The organism is Pseudomonas sp. BB438, assembly GCF_057180225.1.
The window spans coordinates 6,542,694-6,562,611 of sequence record NZ_CM170001.1; the positions used below are offsets into that span (position 1 = coordinate 6,542,694).

Genomic DNA, 19,918 nt, shown 5'->3' on the forward strand with positions numbered 1-19,918 from the left:
TGAGGTTAGTCGGCGAAGGCGAAGCCGTGCCTGGACTTGGTCTCCTTGATGGCGCCGAGCACCGCCAGCAGGCAGTCGTCGCGGTAGCGTTCCAGTTCGGCGATGCTGCGGCTGCCCTGCTGCTCGGCGGTGCCTTCCACGACGCGATCGATCAGGGTATCGGTCAGTTCCGGCGCCGGCAGGTAGGTCCAGGGCAGCTGCAGCGCCGGCCCGAACTGGGCCATGAAGTGGCGCATACCGGCATTGCCGCCGGCCAGGGTGTAGGTGAGGAAGGTGCCCATGAAGGACCAGCGCAGGCCGGCGCCGAAGCGGATCGCATCGTCGATCTCGCCAGTGCTGGCGACGCCGTCGTTGACCAGGTGCAGCGCTTCGCGCCAGAGGGCCTCGAGCAGGCGGTCGGCGATGAAGCCGGGGACTTCCTTGCGCACGTGCAGCGGGCGCATGCCGAGGGATTGGTAGACCTGGATGGCGGCCTGGACGGCTTCCGGGGCGGTCTTCGCACCGCCCACCACTTCCACCAGCGGCAGCAGGTACACCGGGTTGAACGGGTGACCGACCACGCAGCGCTCGGGGTGCGTGGCATCGGCGTAGAACTCGCTGGGCAGCAGGCCCGAGGTGCTGGAGCCGATGAGCGCGTCGGGCTTGGCGGCAGCACTGATCTTGGCGTGCAACTCGCACTTCAGGTCGAGGCGTTCGGGGGCGCTCTCCTGGATGAAGTCGGCGTCGCGCACGCACGCTTCGATGGTGGCGACGAAGCGCAGGCGATCGGGCGAGGCGCCAGGGGCGAGGCCGGCCTTTTCCAGCGCCGGCCAGGCGTTGGCGACGCGCGCACGCAGCGCTGCTTCGGCGCCGGGAGCCGGGTCCCAGGCGACGACGTCAAGGCCGTGGGCCAGGGCGCGGGCGACCCAGCCGCTGCCGATGACGCCGCTGCCGAGGGCGGCGAAGGTTTTGATGTCGGTGATGAAAGGCATGAAGACACTCCGATGATTTCGGTAGGCCTACGAAGGGCAGTTCGTCTGCAGGGTGATTGGATCAGCGCGGCTTGAGGTTCATCTTCTTGCGTCCCTCGGCCGGGCTCAGCGCGCGGCCGCCCAGGCGCTCGATGATCTCGATGGCGCGCTCGACCAATTGGCCGTTACTGGCGTGCACGCCACGGTCCAGCCAGATGTTGTCCTCCAGGCCGACCCGCACGTTGCCGCCCAACAGCATGGCCTGGGCGACCATGGGCATCTGCGAACGGCCGATGCCGAAGCCGGCCCAGGTCAGGCCGTCAGGGATGTTGTCGGCCATGGCCTTCATGGTGGTGGTGTCCGCCGGAGCGCCCCACGGGATGCCGAGGCAGATCTGGATCAGCGGGTCTTCCAGCAGGCCTTCCTTGAGCATCTGCTTGGCGAACCAGAGGTGGCCGGTGTCGAAGATTTCCAGCTCGGCCTTCACACCCAGCTCGGTGATGCGCTTGGCGCCAGCGCGCAGCTGGGCCGGGGTGGAGACGTAGATGAAGTCGCCGTCGCCGAAGTTCAGGGTGCCGCAGTCCAAGGTGCAGATTTCCGGCAGCAGTTCCTCGACGTGCTTGAGGCGCTCCAGCGGGCCGACCAGGTCGGTGCCGGCGCCGAACTCCAGCGGCTGCTCGCCCTGGCCGATCTGCAGGTCGCCGCCCATGCCGGCGGTGAGGTTGATGATGACGTCGGTGTCGCTCTCGCGGATGCGTTCGACCACTTCGCGATAGAGGTTCACGTCGCGGCTGGGCTTGCCGGTCTGCGGGTCGCGGACGTGGCAGTGGGCGACGGTGGCGCCGGCCTTGGCGGCCTCGATGGCGGCGGCGGCGATTTCCTTCGGGGTGACGGGAATCGCCGGGTGCTTGCCGACGGTGTCGCCGGCGCCGGTCACCGCGCAGGTGACAATGACTTCATAGTTCACGATGGCAGTCCTTCTTCGGGTCGAACGAACCCGCTGCGCGCCGGGCGACGCGCAGGGAGTTACTGGTAGTGGGTTACTTCAGCGAGGCCTGAACGGCAGCGAGGCCGTCCTTGCCGTCGAAGGTGGTCACGCCGTCGAGCCAGGCCTTGAGCGGCTCGGGGTTCTGTTTCAGCCAGGCCTTGGCGGCGTCCACCGGCTGGCTGCGGTCGAGGATCGGGACCATCACCTGGCTCACCTGCTCGCTGCTGAACGTGAGGTTGTGCAGCAGCTTGGCGACGTTGCCGCACTGCGCCTGGTAGCCACCGGCGGTCATGATGGAGACGGTCGCGGAGCCTTCGTTCGGGCCGAACACGTCGTCGCTGCCGGTGAGGTACTTCATGTCGATCTGCAGGTTCATCGGGTGCGGCTTCCAGCCGAAGAACACCACCCACTGCTTGCGCTTGATGGCGCGCTTGACCGCGGTGAGCATGCCGGCCTCGCTGGACTCGACGATCTGGAAGCCCTTCAGGCCGAACTTGTCCTTGGCGATCATGTCGGCGGTGATGCGGTTGGAGCCGCTGCCGGGCTCGATCAGGTAGATCTTGTTGCTCAGCTTGTCCTTGAACTTGGCGATGTCGGCGAAGGTCTTCAGACCGCCGTCGTAGACGTAGCTCGGGACGGCGTAGGTGGACTGCGCGTCAGGCAGGGTCGGCGGGGTGATCACGTCGATCTGCTGCTTGTCGAGGTAGGGTTTGGCCACCGGCTGCATGGTCGGTTGCCAGTAGCCGAGGAAGACGTCGAGCTGCTTGTCGGCCATGCCAGCGAGGACGATCTGCTGCGAGGCGCTGGTCTGCTTGACCTTGTAGCCCAGCCCGTCGAGCACGGCCTCGGCCACGGCACTGCTGGCCACCACGTCGGTCCAGTTCACCGTTCCCATGCGCACGTTCTGGCACTGGGCGGGCTCTGCGGCCCAGCTGGTGGTGGCGGCGAGCATGAGCGCGGCACAGCCGAGCGCTTGGATCGATAGCTTCATGACTTCTCCCTCAAGGCCTTTGCGGCGTTGGTTATCGTTGTTGTGTGTCATGCGGCCCCTCACGGGGGGCTGTGGTGATCACGTTACGCAGCTGCAGGGGCCGTGAATCGCACTGCGGCGACCAGCTCTTGCACAGCAGCGACCTCCCCGATTGCCAGCGCGACGTCCTTGGTTCATAAGCATGGGCAGGCTGCCACTACGCTGCCCTCCATTGCACGGTACCCGCCATGTCCCAAGACTTCTGGTTCCTGCTGTTGCCCGGTTTTTCGGTGATGGGCTTCGTTTCCGCCGTGGAGCCGCTGCGGGTGGCCAACCGCTTTCGCGGCGAGCTGTACCGCTGGCACCTGATGAGCCTGGACGGTGGTCCGGTGCTGGCCAGCAACGGCATGTCGATGAACGCCGACAGCGGCCTGGAAGCGCTGCGCGCGGGCGATACGCTGCTGGTGGTGGCCGGCTTCGAGCCGCTGCGCGCCTGCAGCCCGGCGTTGCTGCACTGGCTCAAGCGCCTGGACCGCGAAGGCGTCACCCTGGGCGGCATCGACACCGGCAGCTTCGTGCTGGCCGAAGCCGGGCTGCTGCAGCGCCAGCGCTGCACGGTGCACTGGGAGGCGCTGGATGCCTTTCGGGAAACGTATCCACAGGTGCAGGCGACCCAGGAGCTGTTCGAGATCGACGGGGCGCGCATCACGTCCGCCGGCGGCACCGCCTCCATCGACCTGATGCTCGACCTGATCGCCCAGGACCACGGGCCGGCGCTGGCAGTGCAGGTGTCGGAGCAGTTCGTGGTCGGGCGAATCCGCACCCGCCAGGACCACCAGCGCCTGCAGGTCGCCAGCCGCTACGGGGTGAGCAATCGCAAGCTGGTGCAGGTGATCGGCGAGATGGAACGGCACACCGAGCCGCCGCTGTCGACACTGGAGCTGGCCGAGCGCATCCAGGTGACCCGGCGCCAGCTCGAACGCCTGTTCCGCCTGCACCTGAACGATACCCCGTCGAACTTTTACCTCGGCCTGCGCCTGGACAAGGCGCGCCAGCTGCTGCGCCAGACCGACATGAGCGTGCTGGAGATCGGCGTGGCCTGCGGCTTCGAGACGCCCTCGTACCTGTCGCGCAGCTACCGGGCGAAGTTCGGCGTGTGCCCCAGCCAGGATCGGGTGGGGTTGAGGAAGGTGACGGGGAATCATGGTGCAGTGGCCGGGAACCCCTCTCCCCAGCCCTCTCCCTGAAGGGAGAGGACTGGGGAGAGGCCGCGAGGATCGGTGTCACGTCAAAGCAACAGACGGCCCTTCACAGTCGATTGGCAATATCTGTGGGATTACCGTCATTTACCCCATCCGGGGTCGGGCGGAGTATGGAGACCAGCGTCCAACCTTCACGATCTCTGGAGACCACCATGAGCGAAGCCCGTCCCCCGCTGCCGCCGTTCACCCGCGAAACCGCCATCCAGAAAGTCCGCCTCGCCGAGGACGGCTGGAACAGCCGCGATCCCCACCGCGTGTCGCTGGCCTATACACCGGACAGCCGCTGGCGCAACCGCGCCACCTTCGTCCAGGGGCGCGAGCAGATCGTCCAGTTCCTCACCGGCAAATGGGTGCGCGAGCAGCAGTACCGGCTGATCAAGGAGCTCTGGGCCTTCACCGACAACCGCATCGCCGTGCGCTTCGCCTACGAATGGCACGACGACTCGGGCAACTGGTTCCGCTCCTACGGCAACGAGAACTGGGCGTTCGACGAGAACGGCCTGATGGTCGAGCGCCACGCCAGCATCAACGACCTGCCGATCAGCGAGGACGAGCGCCTGTTCCGTTGGCCGCAGGGCCGCCGGCCGGACGATCATCCGTCGTTGAGTGAGCTGGGGCTGTAAGGGCAGTTATCCACAGGGACGCCTGAGGCACCCGCAGGATGGCGTGGAGCAATACCCATCGTCAGCCGATACGCCCTGTGGAAAACCCCGTAGGGCGCATAACGCGCCCTACCACTCGGCTATCAGGCTGGCACGGCGTGAGAAGGAGCTGCAGAAGTCGCGCGGCTGTCTTCCAGGATCATTGCCGCCGCGCGCTCGCCGAGCATGATGCAGGGCGCGTTGGTGTTGCCGCTGATGAGCGTCGGCATGATCGACGCATCCACCACGCGCAGGCCTTTGAGGCCATGCACGCGCAGGCGCAGGTCGACCACCGCCTGCGGGTCTTCGCCCATCTTGCAGGTGCCCACCGGGTGGAACACGGTGGCCGCGTATTCGCGCAGGTGTTCCAGCAGTTGTTCGTCGGTCTGCACCTGCGGGCCTGGGAGCATCTCGGCGCCACGGATGCTGTCGAACTCCGGCTGGGCGAGGATCTTGCGCGCCAGCTTCACGCCCTCCACCAGCACGCGGCCGTCTTCCTCGTTGGCGAGGAAGTTGTAGTCGATCTCGATGTCGCCACCGGGCTTCACGCGCAGCTCGCCGATGCTCTTCGGCCGCAGTACGCAGGTATGCACCGCGAAGCCATGGCCCCATTCGAACAGGCGGCCACGGTGGCTGCGGTAACCGGGCACGAAGTGGAACTGCACGTCGGCCAGCTCGTCCGCCAGCGGGGTGCGTGCGAAGCCGCCGGCCTCGACGTAGTTGGTGGTCAGCCAGCCCCTCTTCGCCAGCAGATACTTGAACGGCGAGAGCAGGATCTGCGGCAGCGAGCCGAGGGAGAAGCCCAGGCTCAGCGGGCTCGGCGAGCGCACCGTGACCAGGCCGTCGAGGTGGTCCTGGAGGTTCTTGCCCACGCCCGGCAGGTCGTGCTTCACCGGGATGCCAGCGGCCTTCAGCTCCTCACCCGGGCCAATGCCGGAGGCCAGGAGAATTTGCGGTGAGCCGAGGGAGCCAGCCGAGAGGATCACTTCGCGACGCGCCAGCAGGCGTTCGCCGCTGCGCAGTTCGATACCGGTGACGCGCTCGCCGTCGAGCAGCAGGCGGCCCACCTGGCGGTCGGTCAGTACGCTGAGGTTGGGGCGCTGCAACGGCGCGACGAAAGCGCGGTAACTGCTCAGGCGCCTGGCGTCCTTCTGAGTCACGTTGTAGATGCCGACACCTTCGAACTCGCGGCCGTTGAAGTCATCGTTGCGGCGCAGCCCCAGGTGCGCGGCAGCCTTGATGAACAGGTGCGACAGCGGGTTGGGGTCGCGTGGCTTGTCCACCACCAGTTCGCCCAGGGTGCCGTGCAGCGCCGGGTCCTGGCCAAGCAGGTTGCGTTCGGATTTCTTGAAGAACGGCAGCACGTCCTTCCAGCCCCAGCCCGGGCAGCCTTCGGCTTCCCAGCGGTCGTAGTCCGAGGCGTGGCCACGGATGTAGATCATGCTGTTCATCGAGCTGGAGCCGCCCAGCGCCTTGCCGCGCGGGCAGTGCAGCGAGCGGTTGTTCAGGCGCTTCTGCGGCGCGGAGTAGAAGTTCCAGCTGAACACCTTGCTCTTGTACAGGGTGATGGTGCCGGCCGGGGTCTGCACGCGCGGACTGGCGTCGCTGCCGCCGGCCTCCAGCAGGCAGACGCGCACGGACGGGTCGGCGCTCAGGCGGTTGGCCAGGACGCAGCCGGCGGAGCCGGCGCCGACGATGAGATAGTCGTAGGTGGAATCGTGGTTTGAAGACAAGGGGGGCTCCCAATGAGTCGTGCGTGAATCGCAGAACCCCTCACCCCAACCCTGTCCCGAAGGACAGGGGGCCGAACGGTGCTGCAGCGAATCACCGCATCAGCCGGCGCCCTGCAGGAGGCGCCAGCCGGCGGCAGGTCAGTGCGCTTCTTCCAGGTCGTCGTGGAGCAGCCCGAGGATCTCGCGCTTCATCTCGATGAACGGGCGATCCATGACCATGTCCAGCGAGCGCGGGCGCTCGATGGGCACGTCGAGGATCTGCTTGATGCGGCCGGGGCGTGCGCCCATGACGTAGACGCGGTCGCCCAGCAGGATGGCCTCGTCGATGTCGTGGGTGACGAACACCACGGTCTTCTTGCTGTGGTCCCACACGCGCAGCAGCAGTTGCTGCATCTGCATGCGGGTCTGGCTGTCGAGCGCGCCGAAGGGCTCGTCCATCAGCAGGATCTGCGGGTCGTTGGCCAGCGCGCGGGCAATTGCCACGCGCTGCATCATTCCGCCGGAGAGCTGCTTGGGGTAGTTGTTCTCGAAGCGGCGCAGGCCGACTTCGTCGAGGTAGTGGTCGACGATCTCGCGCCGCTCGGCCGCCGGCATGCCGCGGCGCTTCAGGCCGAACTCGACGTTCTGGCGCACGGTGAGCCAGGGGAACAGGGTGTAGCTCTGGAACACCATGCCGCGGTCGGCCCCGGGGCCGTCCACCAGCTGGCCGCCGACGTAGATATCGCCCTCGGTGGGTTCGGACAGGCCGGCAGTGAGGTACAGCAGGCTCGACTTGCCGCAGCCCGACGGCCCGACAATCACGGCGAACTGCTGGTCCGGCACTTCGAAGGAGACGTTCTCCAGCGCGCTGAAGGTGCCGCCGTCCGGCGTGCGGTAGCGCAGGCTGACGTTCTCGACCCGCAGGCGGGCCGGGTGGGCAGGTTGCTGACCGGTCACGGCGGGTTCTTCCTGCTTGATCGCTACTGCGCCCATGACGCCACCTTCAGTCGGATGAATCGGAAGAGTTGGTCGGTGATCAGGCCCAGCAGGCCGATGATGGCGATCGCCAGGAAGATCACGTCGACCTGGAAACCGCGCATGGCCTTCAGGCTGATGTAGCCCAGGCCGCTGGAGGCGGCGACCAGTTCGGCGACCACCAGGTAGGTCCAGGCCCAGCCCATGGTCACGCGCAGGGTGTCGAGCACGCCGGGCAGCGAGGCCGGGCCGAGCACGTGGAGGACCACGTCGCGACGGTTGCAGCCCAGGGTATAGGAGGCGTTCACCAGGTCCTTGGCGACGCCGCGGGAGACGTCGGCAATCATCACCAGTTGCTGGAAGAACACGCCGAAGATGATCACGGTGACGCGCTGTTCCAGGCCGATGCCGATCCACAGGATGAACAGCGGCACGAAGGAGGTCACCGGCAGGTAGCGGATGAAGTTCACCAGCGGTTCGAGGAAGGCCTGGACGATGCGGAAGCTGCCCATCAGCAGCCCGAGCGGCACCGCCACCAGCGAGGAGATGATGAAGCCGATCATCACCACCTTGACGCTGGCCATCACGTGGGTGGCGAGGGTGCCGTCACTGGCCAGGCGCATGCCGGCGGCGATGACTGCGTCCGGGGTGGGCAGGAACATCGCCGGCACCACGCCGCCGTATGAAAGCCCGGCCCACAGACCGAACACGAGCAGCCAGCACAGGGTGCCGGCAGACCAGACCAGCTTCAACGGCAGGTCGACCTTGGGCGTCAGGCAACGACTGAGCCAGGATTGCGAACGACGAGGCATCGCGGATTCCTCCAGGCGAGCGGCGCCAGGCCGCTCGCGGGGACAAGAGAGACGGTTACTCGGAGACGAAGCGCGGATCGACCAGGTCGTCGTAGCTGACTTCCAGGCGCTTGCCCTGCAGGCCGCTCCAGGTCTCGTTGGCGAGACGGATCAAACCCTTGATGTCGCCAGGCTTGCCGGGGGTGCCGATGAGTTGCTCGCTCATGGCCTTGTCGTAGAAGCGCACGCCCTTGGCAGCGTCGGCCAGGGCCTTGGGATCGGCGAGGTAGCCGCCGACGCCCTTGGCCATGATCGCGTAGGCCTCGTCCGGGTGCTCCTGGGTGTACTGCACGGCCTTGTACAGGCCTTTGACCAGGGCCTTCACGTCCTCGGGCTGCTTCTCGATGACGTCGCAGTTGAGCGCGACCACGTCGACGATCACGCCGGGGGTGGTGGAGCTGTCTACCAGCACCTTGCCCTGCTGCTTCTCGCGCACCAGCGAGAGATGCGGCTCCCAGGTCACGGCGGCGGGCACACGGCCGGCGATGAAGGCGCTGGCCGCGTCATCGGCGGTCATGTTCTGCACCTTGATGTCGCTCATGTTCATGCCGGCGTGCTTGAGCAGGTAGGCCAGCCAGAACTGCGAGACGGAGCCTTCGTTGACCGCCACTTCCTGGCCCTTGAGCTGGCTGAGCGAGGTGACGTCCTTGCCCACCAGCACACCGTCGCCGCCATGGCTGTCGTCCAGCGCGGCCACGGCCTTGAAGCAGAACTTCGGGCGGTACTTGAGGATTTCGTCGATGGTGGAGGCGGAGCCGGACAACTGGCCGGAGGCCTGGGCCGCCATGTACATCGAGGCTTCCTCGATGGTGGTCAGCTGCAGGTCGAGGCCCTGCTCCTTGAAGTAGCCCAGGTCGCGGGCGAGGTACAGGGTGCCGTAGCCAACCCAGGTGGTATGGCCGATGGACAGGGTACCGGCCTGCGCGCCGGAAGCGGCGGCGAGAGCCAGGGCGGAACACGCGATGGAACGCACGAGCAAGGACTTGATCATGAAGCACTCCCACAGCCGTTTGGCTTTTGTTGTTGATTTACTGCGGCAGTGGCCAGGAGGCCGGTAGAACCGGGACATGGGCGGCATCGAGCTCTGCGGCTCAGCATCTGAGAGGCTTTGTCTCGCGACATGTCTGACAGGCCGATGGTGGCCGAAGCAGGAGGCTCGGAAAATTATTAAATATGTCGTTGCGCCATAAGAAAAAGCTGCCTTGCAGGGAAAATTGCACCAGCATGGCGCAGGGGAGAGCCCGGCCGCGCGCGGGTTGTTCCGCGCTGCACTATGGTTGAACGCAGCTCTCCTCAAGGAAGGTTTCCAGCATGGCGTTACGCCCCGTTCTGTCCGCCTGGGTGCTTGCCATCGGGCTGTCGCTGCCCCTCGCTCCCACCCTCGCCGCCGATCCGCAGCCCTCCGCTGCCACCGAGCTGAAATGGCCACGGGACTTCGCCCTGGGCGACCAGCACGTGCAGATATTCCAGCCGCAGATCGAGGACTGGGACGGCACCCGCATGAGCGGCCGCGCGGCCATCGCCGTCGGCCCGGCCAACGGTGCACCGACTTACGGCGTGGCGCAGTTTTCCGCTGCTGCCGCCATCGACAAGGACAGCGCCCTGGTACAGCTCACCGACCTGCGCATCGACAAGGTGGACGTACCGACCGCCCCGGACAGCGCCGGCAAGGTGCGCGACGCGCTGATAGCACGCCTGCCCAAGGGCGGCCTGACCGTCTCCCTCGACGAGCTGCAGGCCAGCTATGCGGTGAACCAGCAACTGGACCAGCTGCGCCACGTGGACGTGAAGAACGACGCGCCACAGATCGTCTTCGCGGCGACCCCGACCGTACTGGTGATGATCGACGGCCAGCCGAACTGGCAGGCGCTGCCGAGCAGCGACTTCCAACGGGTCCTCAACAGCCGTGTGCTGATCCTGCGTGATGCGCAGGGCAACCATTACCTGAACGCCGCCGGCAACTGGTACACGGCCCAGGCGCTGGACGGTAGCTGGCTGGTGTTGAGCAAGCCGCCCAAGGCCTTGCTCACCGCGCAGCAGGTGGCGGAGAAAGCCGGCCCGGTGGATGCGCTGCTGCCCAAGGACGGCAAGGTGCCGGGCAAGGCGCCGGCCGTCCTGGTGGCGACCCAGCCCACCGAACTGATCGTCAGCGACGGCACCGCGCAGCTACAGCCGGTGGATGGCGTCGGCCTGCTGGCCCTGCAGAACGCCGATCACGCGGTGTTCGTCGACCCGACCCACAACACCTGGTACGTGCTGCTCTCCGGGCGCTGGTTCAGCGGTCCTGGCGAGCAAGGACCGTGGCAGTTCGTCGAAGGCAAGGACCTGCCCGCCGACTTCGCGAAGATCTCGCCCAAGGATCCGAAGGCCAACGTACTGGTGTCGGTCCCCGGCACCCCGCAGGCGAAGGAAGCGGTGATTGCCGCGAGCATTCCGCAGACGGCGTCCGTCTCGCGCAGCAAGGCGACCATGACGGTCAGCTACGACGGCGCGCCCCACTTCCAGCCCATCACCGGCACCAGCCTGCAGTACGCGGTGAACAGCCCGACGCCGGTGATCGAGGTCGCCTCCAACCAGTTCTTCGCCGTCACCAACGGCGTCTGGTTCGTCGCCCCCAGCGCCACCGGCCCATGGCAGGTCGCGACCGACGTGCCGGCGGCGATCTACGGCATCCCGCCCAGCTCGCCGGTCTATTACGTGACCTACGTGCACATCTACTCGGTCACTCCGCAGACCGTGGTGGTGGGCTACACGCCCGGCTACCTGGGCGTGGTGGTGAACAGCGACGGCACGGTGGTCTATGGCACCGGCTACACCTACCCCGCCTACGTCAGCCAGACCGTCTACTACGGCTATCCGCCCACATACGGCTACGGTGCGGGCTTTGCCGTCGGTGCGCTGACCGGCTTCGCCTTCGGCTACGCCGCCGGTGCCTGGTGGGGCGCGCCGGAGCCCTACTGGGGACCGTACTGGGGACCCTATCCCCACGGCGGCTGGAGCTACGCCAACGTCAACCAGGCGAACTTCTATGGCCGCTGGGGCCAGGGTACCGTCACCCACGCCTACGGCTACAACGGCTGGACCGGCACCCAGTGGCAGGGCAGCTCCGCCGTGGGCTACAACCCGCGCACCGGTACGCACTACGAGGGCGCCCGCGGCGCCGCCTTCAACCCGTACAGCGATGACGCCGCCGCTGGCCGTCGCGGGTCCTTCTCCAATGCGTCCACCGGCATCTCCGGCGCCGGGCGCAGCGGAGTGGCCGCACATAGCGACAGCGGCGATTTCGTCGCCGGACGCCAGGTCGCCACCCACAATGCCCAGACCGGCCGCACCACCATCGCCGAGCGCGGTGTGAAGGGCGACGTGGACGAAGGCCGCGACAGCTACGACAAGCAAAGCCAGGGCATCAGCTATAACCGGCGCACTGGCAACGCGGTGGCCTGGAAGAACGGCGACGTCTATGCCGGCCACGACGGCAACGTCTACCAGCACACCGAAAACGGCTGGCAGCAGCACACGGACAATGGCTGGCAACCGGTACAGCCGGGCCAGGCCAACGTGCGCAACCAGTTGGATCAGCAGTACCAGTCGCGGCAGACCGGCCAGCAGCGCTTCAACCAGACCCAACGGCAATGGGGCAGTGGCGGCTTCGGTGGCGGGCATTTCGGCGGTGGGCATCTGGGAGGCGGAGGATTGCGCCGCTGACGCTGTGGACAAGGTTTTCCACAGCACTCTCGACTGTGGAAAACCGCTCCGGGCGGCGCGAAAAACTTATCCACACGCCTTGCCCTTCTCCACACGCCCTCGGCAAGATGCCCGCTACCACCACCCTCTCGGGACTACCGTGACCGCTCTGTTCCAGGCCCTCTGGCCGTTGTTTGCGCTGATCGTCGGCGGCTTCGTGCTGCGCCGCAACGGCTTTCCCGGCGACGCCTTCTGGCCGGCGGCGGAGCGCCTCAACTACTTCATCCTGTTCCCCGCGCTGCTGGCCAGCAGCCTCGCCAGCGCGCCGTTGAACGACCCCGGCCTGGCCCGCCAGGCGCTCGCCGTGATGCTGGGCCTGGGCTTCGCCTGGATCGCCCTGCTGATTGCCAAGCGCCTGCGCGGCTGGAACGCGGCTCGCTTCGGCGCCATCGCCCAGGGCGTCCTGCGCTTCAACACCTACCTGGGTCTGGCCGCCGTCGGCAGCCTGTACGGCAAACCGGGGCTGACCCTCGCCGCGCTGATGCTGGCGCTGATGGTGCCGACGGTGAACGTGATGTCGGTCTGGGCGCTGACCGCCGAGCGCGGCATCAGCCTGCGTTCGCTGCTGCTGCCGATCTCGAAGAACCCGCTGATCCTCGCCTGCGTGGCCGGCGCTGTGCTCAACGTGAGCGGCATCGGCCTGCCCGGTGGCAGTGACCGGCTATTCAATCTGCTGGCGGTGGCCAGCCTGCCGCTGGGCCTGCTCTGCGTGGGCGCAGCGCTGCATCCGCAGGAGTTGCGCGCGGAAGCCTCGGCGCTGGGCTGGAACTGCGCGATCCGCCTGCTGGCCATGCCCCTGCTGGCCTTCACCATCACCCGCCTGCTCGCCCTGCCGTCCCTGGAGAGCGCGCTGCTGGTGCTGTTCTTCGCCTTGCCCACCGCCCCGACCGCTTACGTTCTGACCCGCCAACTGGGTGGCGAAAGCGGACTGATGGCCGGGATCATCACCCTGCAGACGCTGCTGGCCGGCGCCAGCCTGCTGGTGGTGATGGGCGCGGTCCAGGCGCTTGGGTGATTCGCACAATCACTGACAAGACCTTGAACCCAGGCGCCACACTTGGGACCATCGCCGCCTTTCTCAGATGGATACTGAGTTCTCCATGCCGCGCTACAAGGATTGTCGAACCGCCTGCCTCATGCTCGCGCTGTGGGCACACCTGCCATCGGCGTCTGCCGAAGATATCGGCGCACCGACCATGGTGGGCATCGCCACCACGCTCGCCCCGTTTCTCATCACCACGCTCAGCAAGGGCCTGACCGACATGGCCGGCGACAAGCTGCACGACGCCAAGGATGATGCGGCTACGCATGTCGCCAGCAACGGTGAAATCAGCGGCCCGTACCTGCAGTCCGCCTTGCGTGAACTGCGCCAGGACCAGCGTTTGGCCGCCGTCGACGACGCCACCCTGGTTCAGGCGATTCTGGTCCATCCCTGATCCCCATCGCCCCGACTGCGTCGCCATCCAGGCCCCGTCATCGGGACCTTGTCCGATATCGCGTGGCCGAAAGCCTGCTGAAAGCCTGACCCCCTAGCATCGCCGCCTCGGTCCTCCCGGCCGAACCTGCGTTCGCGCAGCGTACAAAAACAACAATCGGTGATCGCCCATGCCCCCTGTCCTGTTCCTGTCCGCCCCGACTCCGTCCGCACTGCACGTGCTTATCCACAGCCGCTGCTGAATCCCCCGCGCCGACCGGAGTTATCCCCATGCTGACGTTCCTCGCCTTCGCCATGGTGGCGACCTTCATGTTCCTGATCATGACCAAGCGTCTGTCCGCGCTGATCGCGCTGATCCTGGTCCCGATCGCCTTCGCCCTGCTCGGTGGCTTCGCCAAGGGCCTGGGGCCGATGATGCTGGACGGCATCCGCACGCTGGCGCCAACCGGCGTGATGCTGATGTTCGCCATCCTCTACTTCGCCATCATGATCGACTCCGGGCTGTTCGACCCGGCGGTGCGGCGCATCCTCCGGCTGGTCAAGGGCGACCCGCTGAAGGTGTCGATGGGCACCGCCGCGCTGGCGATGATCGTCTCGCTGGATGGTGATGGCTCGACCACCTACATGATCTGCGTGGCCGCCGTACTGCCGCTCTACAGCCGCCTGGGCATGAGCCCACTGCTGATGGCCTGCCTGATCATGCTCTCCAGTGGCGTGCTGAACATGACGCCCTGGGGCGGCCCCACCGCGCGCGCGGCCAGCGCCCTGCATGTGGACCCGGCAGACATCTTCGTACCGATGATCCCGGCCATGCTCGCCGGCATCGCGGCGATCTTCGCGCTGGCATGGGTCTATGGAAAACGCGAGCGCGCCCGTCTGGGCGAGCTGCACCTGCCGACCGACCACGAGGCCATGGCGGAGGTCAGCGTCTCGCAGTTCCCCGAAGCGCGCCGGCCGCAATTGCTGTGGTTCAACGCCGTGCTCACGGTGGTCCTGATGGGCACCCTGATCGCGGGCCTCCTGCCGATGCCGGTACTCTTCATGATCGCCTTCGGCATCGCGATGATCGTGAATTATCCCTGCATCATGGAGCAGAAGAAGCGCATCGGCGCCCACGCCGAGAACGTCCTCGCAGTGGTCTCGCTGATCTTCGCCGCCGGGGTCTTCACCGGGATTCTGTCCGGAACGGGCATGGTCGAGGCCATGTCCAAGAGCCTGCTGGCGGTGATTCCGCCGGCACTGGGACCGTACCTGGCGACCATCACCGCGCTGGTGAGCATGCCGTTCACCTTCTTCATGTCGAACGACGCTTTCTACTATGGCGTGCTCCCGGTACTCTCCCAGGCCGCCGCGCAGTACGGCATCAGCCCCGTGGAAATGGCCCGCGCCTCCATCGTCGGCCAGCCTGTACACCTGCTGAGCCCGCTGGTGCCCTCCACCTACCTGCTGGTAGGTCTGGCCAAGGTGGACTTTGGCGACCACCAGCGCTTCACCCTCAAGTGGGCCGTGCTGGTGTGCCTGGCGATCCTCGCCGCGGCCTTGCTGCTGGGCCTGTTCCCCCTGTTCAGCAAATGAATGACTCAACGACTGACTTCGAGTACCGATTAAATGGAATGGCTCACCAGCCCTGAAATCTGGATTGCGTTCTTCACCCTGACTGCCCTGGAGATCGTCCTGGGCATCGACAACATCATCATGATTTCCATCCTGGTCGGCCGCATGCCCAAGCACATGCAGCCGCGCACGCGCTTCTTCGGGCTGGCGCTGGCGATGGTCACGCGCATCCTGCTGCTGCTCTCGATCACCTGGGTCATGCGCCTTACCGCCGACCTGTTCCACGTGTTCGGCCAGGGCATCTCCGGACGCGACCTGATCCTGTTCTTCGGCGGCCTGTTCCTCCTGTGGAAAAGCAGCAGCGAGATCTTCCACGGCCTGGAAGGCGAGGACGAAACCGAGGGCGAACCCAAGAGCGTGATGGGCGGCTTCATCGGCACCATCATCCAGATCGCCATCATCGACATCGTGTTCTCGCTGGACTCGGTGATCACCGCCGTGGGCATGGTCTCCAACGTGCCGGTGATGGTCGCTGCGATCATCGTCGCGGTGCTGGTGATGATGCTGGCAGCCGGCGCCATCAGCGACTTCATCGACAAGCACCCGTCGCTGAAGATGCTCGCGCTGTCGTTCCTGATCGTGGTCGGTACCGTGCTGATCGCCGAAGCCTTCGAGGTCCATGTGCCCAAGGGCTACGTCTACTTCGCCATGGCCTTCTCGCTAGCGGTGGAAGCGCTGAACATCCGCATGCGCACCGCGCGCGGCAAGAAGGACGTGGAGCCGGTGAAGCTGCGCAAGGACATCCCCGGCCAATAATCCACAAGCGCTGCCCACAAGCTGGCAATAAAAAACCGGGCTATCCACAGCCCGGTTTATCCACAGCGATCACTCCCTCAAGGGCGTGCGACCGGCTCCGGCCAGTTCAGCACGCCCTTGTCGCTGAAGCGCACCGTGCCGAACAGCCCGCCGGCGAGCTTGCCGTTGATTTCATAAGGCATGCCCTGGCGCGGCGGCCCGCCGGACAGTCCCCAGGCCTGGCGGAAGGCGGAGAAGGCCGAGATACTCACCGGCACACTGATCACTGTTTCGCCAAAGCGCGGCACCTGCCCACTGGCATCGCTCACGCCACTGGCCAGCGGCTGGCCGTTCACCGACAGGTCCAGGGCGATGCCGTTGTAGTCGATGGCCTGGTCATTGGGGTTCTGTACCCGCAGCTTGACCGTGAAGCGCGCCTCCATGCCCTGCCCGGTCGCCGGCTCCAGGCCGACCAGGTCGATGCGCAACGGGTCGCGCGTGCCGAACAGGCTGCTGCAGGCGCCCAGCGCCAGCAGCAGGGCTATCAGGGCGATGCGCCGGGTGGTGGTCATTGCGTCTCCTTGTCGATTCACTTCACGGTCGCCGGGCGCAGCCGCCAGACCGTGTTACCCACATCGTCGGCCACCAACAGACCACCGAACTTATCCACAGCGACTCCAACCGGCCGGCCCATGGCTTCGTCGTTGTCGTTGATGAAGCCATCCAGCACCGTCACCGGCTGGCCGTTGGGCTTGCCATTACCGAAGGGGATGAACACCACCTGGTAGCCGCTGCGCGGAGTGCGGTTCCACGAGCCGTGCTGGCCGATGAATACCCCGCCACGATAGCGCTCTGGCAGCAGGCTGCCCTGATAGAAGGCAAGGCCGAGAGAGGCGGTGTGCGAACCCAGTGCGTAGTCCGGCACCAAGGCCTTTGCCACCATGTCCGGGCGCGGCGGCTCCACGCGTTTATCCACATGCTGGCCGAAGTAGCTCCAGGGCCAGCCGTAGAATCCGCCGTCCTTCACCGACGTCATGTAGTCCGGCACCAGGTCGTTACCCAACTCGTCGCGCTCGTTCACGGCAGTCCACAGGGCACCGGTAGTGGGTTCCCAGTCCAGCCCGTTGGGGTTGCGCAGGCCGGAGGCGAATACGCGCACGTTGCGGTTGGACAGGTCGATCTGCAGGATCGCCGCACGGTTCTTCTCGACGTCCAGGCCATTCTCGCCGACGTTGCTGTTGGAGCCCACGGTGGCGTAGAGATAGCGACCATCGGGGCTGGCGAGGATGTTCTTGGTCCAGTGGTGGTTGATCGGCCCACCCGGCAGGTCGACGACCTTCTCGGCCTTGGCACTGATGGTCGTGTCACCGGGCTGGTAGGGGAAGCGCACCACGGCGTCGGCGTTGGCGACATACAGCCAGTTATCCACAAGAGCCATGCCGAAGGGTGAGAACAGACCTTCAAGCAGCACGCTGCGCTGTTCCGGAACGCCGTCGCCATCGGCGTCACGCAGCAGGGTGATGCGGTTGGCGCTCGGAACGTTGGCGCCAGCCTTGGCCATGACCTTGCCGGCGACCCAGTCCTTCAGTCCGCCGGATTCTTCCTTTGGCGGCGCCGAGCTTTCCGCCACCAGCACATCGCCGTTGGGTAGCACGTAAAGCCAGCGCGGATGCTCCAGTTTGTCGGCGAAGCGTTGCACCTCCAGCCCTTCGGCAGCGCGAGGCATCTGGTTCACGGGCCAGCCGGTGGCCGTGGCGATATTGACGGTGGGCAGCAGGCTGCTTTGTGGCTCCGGCAACTGCGGTTGCGGCCCGGTGCCGGCGGTGAACGGCAGCGCGGACTTGTCGCCGCAACCGGCCACGGCCAGCGCGATCAGGAGGGGGAACGACCAACGCATGTGACTACTCCTCGGCCTGTCAGGTGTTTCGCTCAGTAAATGGTTAGGCAGTCTAGACATTACGGTCGGCCGCTCCGTGCGAAATAACCGATGCAAACGCTCTCGCATCCGTATTTGATCGGCTTTACTGACAGACAGGATTGCCGGCAAATCAGAGATCTGGCGAACCCTCAAGGAAGAACGAGGGTCTACCATGACAGTCTTGTGACAATCGCCTGAGCATTGCCGTGTCCTTCTCGGCCCTCCGCGCTGTCTGTACGGAGCCGCGGGCGAGGTCGTTACAGGGTCCGTTGACGGACGCACCGCCGATGGGCCCGCTTGAGTGCGAGGGGGCCCGACATGCTCAAACTGCTCGATCTGCTCTCTGCCGTCGCCCTGTTGGTGTGGGGCACACATATTGTCCGCACCGGCATTCTCAGGGTCTACGGCAGCAACCTGCGAAAAATCCTCAGCCGCAGCGTCCAGAAGCGGCCGCTGGCCTTCGCCGCCGGCATCGGCGTCACCGCGCTGGTGCAGAGCAGCAACGCCACGGCGCTGCTGGCCACCTCCTTCGTCGCCACCGGCCTGATGGCCCTCGCGCCTGCGCTGGCGATCATGCTCGGCGCGGACGTCGGCACGGCACTGATGGCGCGGGTACTGACGCTGGACCTGTCCTGGCTCTCGCCGCTGCTGATCTTCTTCGGGGTGATCTTCTTCCTCGGCCGCAAGCAGACGCGCCTGGGCCAACTGGGCCGGGTGTTCATCGGCCTGGGGCTGATCCTCCTCGCGCTGCAGCTGATCGTCGCCGCCGCCGAACCGATGACCCAGGCCAAAGGCGTCAAGGTGCTGTTCTCCAGCCTCACGGGCGATGTGATGCTCGACGCCCTGACCGGTGCGCTGTTCGCGATGATTTCCTACTCCAGTCTGGCCGCCGTGCTGCTCACCGCGACGCTGGCGGCGTCCAAGGTGATCTCGCTGAAGGTCGCGCTGTGCCTGGTGATCGGCGCCAACCTGGGCAGCGGCATCCTGGCGATGATCAGTGCCTCCTCGCAGAACGCCGCCGGGCGCCGCGTCGCGCTGGGCAGCCTGCTGTTCAAGGTCGCCGGCTGCGCCCTGGTGCTGCCGTTGGTGGGGCCGCTGGCCGATTGGATCGACCATTGGCAATTCAGCACCGCTGAACTGGTGATCGCTTTTCACGTGCTCTACAACGCCACCCGCTGCCTCGCCTGCCTGCCTTTGACCGGTCAGATGGCGGCCTTCTGCACGCGCATCATGCCCGACCGCCATTCGCCGGAAGACGTCGCACGCCCGCGCCACCTCGACCCGGCGGCACTGGACACGCCGAGCCTGGCGCTGGTCAACGCGGTGCGCGAAACCCTGCGCATGGGCGACATCGTCGAGCAGATGCTGAACAACCTGATGCAGGTTATCCACAGCGGCGATCCGCTGCTGGGCAAGGAAATCCGCAAGCAGGACGACGACGTCGACGCCCTCTACACCGCGATCAAGCTGTATCTGGCACGCATGCCCCGCGAGGACCTCAGCGACGCCGACAGCCGCCGCTGGGCGGAGATCATCGAGCTGGCGATCAACCTCGAGCAGGCCGGCGACATCATCGAGCACATGCTCGGTGCCGTGCAGGACAAGAAGACGTCGCGCAGCCGCTCCTTCTCCGACAACGGCCTGGAGGAAATCACCGTGCTGCACGGTCAGTTGGTGGCCAACCTGCGCCTGTCGCTGTCGGTATTCCTCAATGGCGACCAGGAAGGCGCCAAGCGCCTGCGCCGCGCCAAGCAGCGCTTCCGCCTGCAGGAACGGCGTTTCGCCCACTCCCACGTCGATCGCCTGCGCCAGCAGGTGGTGCAGAGCATCGAGACCAGCTCGTTGCACCTGGACCTGATCAGTGACATGAAACGCTTGAACTCGCTGTTCTGCGCCATCGCCTATGCTGTTCTGGACAACCCCGATGCCGGCAGTTCGGCATTCGGCGAACCTGTGGAAGACGAGGACTTCGGCGAGAACGAAGTCGAGGCGGTACAGGATCACCAGCGGCCGGCTTCGCCCGGCTCCAGTGCGACGGGTTGATGGCCCAGGGTCTGAACGAACGTTCCGTCGGAGCGTTCGCCAGCCCCTACAAAGTCCTGATATCACCCCGCCCAGGGTTC

The 19,918-nt window shown here is 66.2% G+C and carries 17 protein-coding genes; 8 read left to right on the forward strand and 9 right to left on the reverse strand.

Annotated elements, in window-relative coordinates; all coding sequences use genetic code 11:
• Positions 1-5: 5 nt before the first annotated feature.
• The 3 genes from AC1ZV1_RS30025 to AC1ZV1_RS30035 all read right to left on the reverse strand — a co-directional run bounded on the left by AC1ZV1_RS30025 (position 6) and on the right by AC1ZV1_RS30035 (position 2,929).
• Positions 6-971: an L-carnitine dehydrogenase gene (locus AC1ZV1_RS30025; protein WP_484294930.1), complete on the reverse strand. Its 966-nt coding sequence runs from the start codon at positions 969-971 to the stop codon at positions 6-8.
• A gap of 61 nt (positions 972-1,032) precedes the next feature.
• Positions 1,033-1,917 carry a 3-dehydrocarnitine:acetyl-CoA trimethylamine transferase CdhC gene (cdhC, locus tag AC1ZV1_RS30030; RefSeq protein ID WP_484294931.1) on the reverse strand — a complete coding sequence of 295 codons (885 nt, stop codon included), beginning with the start codon at positions 1,915-1,917 and terminating at the stop codon, positions 1,033-1,035.
• Positions 1,918-1,990: 73 nt separating this feature from the next.
• Positions 1,991-2,929 (reverse strand): choline ABC transporter substrate-binding protein, encoded by a 939-nt coding sequence (locus AC1ZV1_RS30035; RefSeq protein ID WP_484294932.1) that lies wholly within the window; start codon positions 2,927-2,929, stop codon positions 1,991-1,993.
• A 227-nt stretch (positions 2,930-3,156) separates the two neighbouring features.
• Here AC1ZV1_RS30035 and AC1ZV1_RS30040 point away from each other — a divergent pair, with 227 nt between their 5' ends.
• Together AC1ZV1_RS30040 and AC1ZV1_RS30045 are read left to right on the forward strand one after the other, a co-directional pair.
• Positions 3,157-4,155, forward strand: coding sequence for a GlxA family transcriptional regulator (locus tag AC1ZV1_RS30040; protein ID WP_484294933.1), 999 nt, complete (start codon positions 3,157-3,159; stop codon positions 4,153-4,155).
• A gap of 167 nt (positions 4,156-4,322) precedes the next feature.
• On the forward strand, positions 4,323-4,793 hold the full coding sequence (locus AC1ZV1_RS30045) for a nuclear transport factor 2 family protein (RefSeq protein WP_484294934.1): 471 nt from the start codon (positions 4,323-4,325) through the stop codon (positions 4,791-4,793).
• Between the two features lie 122 nt (positions 4,794-4,915).
• Here the strand turns inward: AC1ZV1_RS30045 and AC1ZV1_RS30050 are convergent, their stop codons facing one another.
• The 4 genes from AC1ZV1_RS30050 to AC1ZV1_RS30065 form a co-directional block, all read right to left on the reverse strand.
• Positions 4,916-6,544, reverse strand: a complete 1,629-nt coding sequence (locus AC1ZV1_RS30050) for a GMC family oxidoreductase (RefSeq protein WP_484294935.1) — start codon at positions 6,542-6,544, stop codon at positions 4,916-4,918.
• Between the two features lie 138 nt (positions 6,545-6,682).
• The gene (locus AC1ZV1_RS30055; RefSeq protein ID WP_484294936.1) at positions 6,683-7,516 is read right to left on the reverse strand and encodes an ABC transporter ATP-binding protein; all 834 of its coding nucleotides are present in this window, start codon (positions 7,514-7,516) and stop codon (positions 6,683-6,685) included.
• Complete coding sequence (locus AC1ZV1_RS30060; protein WP_484294937.1) at positions 7,504-8,310, reverse strand: ABC transporter permease; 807 nt, start codon at positions 8,308-8,310, stop codon at positions 7,504-7,506. The genes AC1ZV1_RS30055 and AC1ZV1_RS30060 overlap by 13 nt, the downstream gene beginning before the upstream one ends.
• Before the next feature lie 55 nt (positions 8,311-8,365).
• A complete protein-coding gene (locus tag AC1ZV1_RS30065) occupies positions 8,366-9,340 on the reverse strand; it encodes an ABC transporter substrate-binding protein (RefSeq protein ID WP_484294938.1) in 975 nt (324 codons plus the stop codon).
• Positions 9,341-9,660: 320 nt separating this feature from the next.
• On the opposite strand from AC1ZV1_RS30065, the gene AC1ZV1_RS30070 reads away from it, so the two are divergent.
• From AC1ZV1_RS30070 to AC1ZV1_RS30090, 5 genes are all read left to right on the forward strand, one after another.
• Positions 9,661-12,054: a carbohydrate-binding family V/XII gene (locus AC1ZV1_RS30070; RefSeq protein WP_484294939.1), complete on the forward strand. Its 2,394-nt coding sequence runs from the start codon at positions 9,661-9,663 to the stop codon at positions 12,052-12,054.
• Between the two features lie 79 nt (positions 12,055-12,133).
• A complete protein-coding gene (locus AC1ZV1_RS30075) occupies positions 12,134-13,108 on the forward strand; it encodes an AEC family transporter (protein ID WP_484294940.1) in 975 nt (324 codons plus the stop codon).
• 85 nt (positions 13,109-13,193) lie between these two features.
• On the forward strand, positions 13,194-13,529 hold the full coding sequence (locus AC1ZV1_RS30080) for a DUF2388 domain-containing protein (RefSeq protein WP_484294941.1): 336 nt from the start codon (positions 13,194-13,196) through the stop codon (positions 13,527-13,529).
• A gap of 269 nt (positions 13,530-13,798) precedes the next feature.
• Complete coding sequence (locus AC1ZV1_RS30085; protein ID WP_484294942.1) at positions 13,799-15,103, forward strand: CitMHS family transporter; 1,305 nt, start codon at positions 13,799-13,801, stop codon at positions 15,101-15,103.
• A gap of 33 nt (positions 15,104-15,136) precedes the next feature.
• A complete protein-coding gene (locus AC1ZV1_RS30090; RefSeq protein WP_484294943.1) occupies positions 15,137-15,898 on the forward strand; it encodes a TerC family protein in 762 nt (253 codons plus the stop codon).
• 77 nt (positions 15,899-15,975) lie between these two features.
• On the opposite strand, the gene AC1ZV1_RS30095 is transcribed toward AC1ZV1_RS30090, so the two are convergent.
• The gene (locus tag AC1ZV1_RS30095; RefSeq protein WP_484294944.1) at positions 15,976-16,449 is read right to left on the reverse strand and encodes an LEA/WHy family protein; all 474 of its coding nucleotides are present in this window, start codon (positions 16,447-16,449) and stop codon (positions 15,976-15,978) included.
• Positions 16,450-16,466: 17 nt separating this feature from the next.
• On the reverse strand, positions 16,467-17,774 hold the full coding sequence (locus AC1ZV1_RS30100; RefSeq protein ID WP_484294945.1) for a PQQ-dependent sugar dehydrogenase: 1,308 nt from the start codon (positions 17,772-17,774) through the stop codon (positions 16,467-16,469).
• 339 nt (positions 17,775-18,113) lie between these two features.
• Here AC1ZV1_RS30100 and AC1ZV1_RS30105 point away from each other — a divergent pair, with 339 nt between their 5' ends.
• On the forward strand, positions 18,114-19,838 hold the full coding sequence (locus tag AC1ZV1_RS30105; RefSeq protein WP_484294946.1) for a Na/Pi cotransporter family protein: 1,725 nt from the start codon (positions 18,114-18,116) through the stop codon (positions 19,836-19,838).
• Positions 19,839-19,918 lie beyond the last annotated feature (80 nt).

Coding starts and splice junctions, on each gene's coding strand:
- AC1ZV1_RS30060 (WP_484294937.1), bottom strand. CDS start 8,310: ATGCCTCGTCGTTCGCAATCCTGGCTCAGTCGTTGCCTGACGCCCAAG.
- AC1ZV1_RS30080 (WP_484294941.1), top strand. CDS start 13,194: ATGCCGCGCTACAAGGATTGTCGAACCGCCTGCCTCATGCTCGCGCTG.
- AC1ZV1_RS30105 (WP_484294946.1), top strand. CDS start 18,114: ATGCTCAAACTGCTCGATCTGCTCTCTGCCGTCGCCCTGTTGGTGTGG.
- AC1ZV1_RS30025 (WP_484294930.1), bottom strand. CDS start 971: ATGCCTTTCATCACCGACATCAAAACCTTCGCCGCCCTCGGCAGCGGC.
- AC1ZV1_RS30090 (WP_484294943.1), top strand. CDS start 15,137: ATGGAATGGCTCACCAGCCCTGAAATCTGGATTGCGTTCTTCACCCTG.
- AC1ZV1_RS30085 (WP_484294942.1), top strand. CDS start 13,799: ATGCTGACGTTCCTCGCCTTCGCCATGGTGGCGACCTTCATGTTCCTG.
- AC1ZV1_RS30095 (WP_484294944.1), bottom strand. CDS start 16,449: ATGACCACCACCCGGCGCATCGCCCTGATAGCCCTGCTGCTGGCGCTG.
- AC1ZV1_RS30045 (WP_484294934.1), top strand. CDS start 4,323: ATGAGCGAAGCCCGTCCCCCGCTGCCGCCGTTCACCCGCGAAACCGCC.
- AC1ZV1_RS30100 (WP_484294945.1), bottom strand. CDS start 17,774: ATGCGTTGGTCGTTCCCCCTCCTGATCGCGCTGGCCGTGGCCGGTTGC.
- AC1ZV1_RS30040 (WP_484294933.1), top strand. CDS start 3,157: ATGTCCCAAGACTTCTGGTTCCTGCTGTTGCCCGGTTTTTCGGTGATG.
- AC1ZV1_RS30055 (WP_484294936.1), bottom strand. CDS start 7,516: ATGGGCGCAGTAGCGATCAAGCAGGAAGAACCCGCCGTGACCGGTCAG.
- AC1ZV1_RS30035 (WP_484294932.1), bottom strand. CDS start 2,929: ATGAAGCTATCGATCCAAGCGCTCGGCTGTGCCGCGCTCATGCTCGCC.
- AC1ZV1_RS30070 (WP_484294939.1), top strand. CDS start 9,661: ATGGCGTTACGCCCCGTTCTGTCCGCCTGGGTGCTTGCCATCGGGCTG.
- AC1ZV1_RS30065 (WP_484294938.1), bottom strand. CDS start 9,340: ATGATCAAGTCCTTGCTCGTGCGTTCCATCGCGTGTTCCGCCCTGGCT.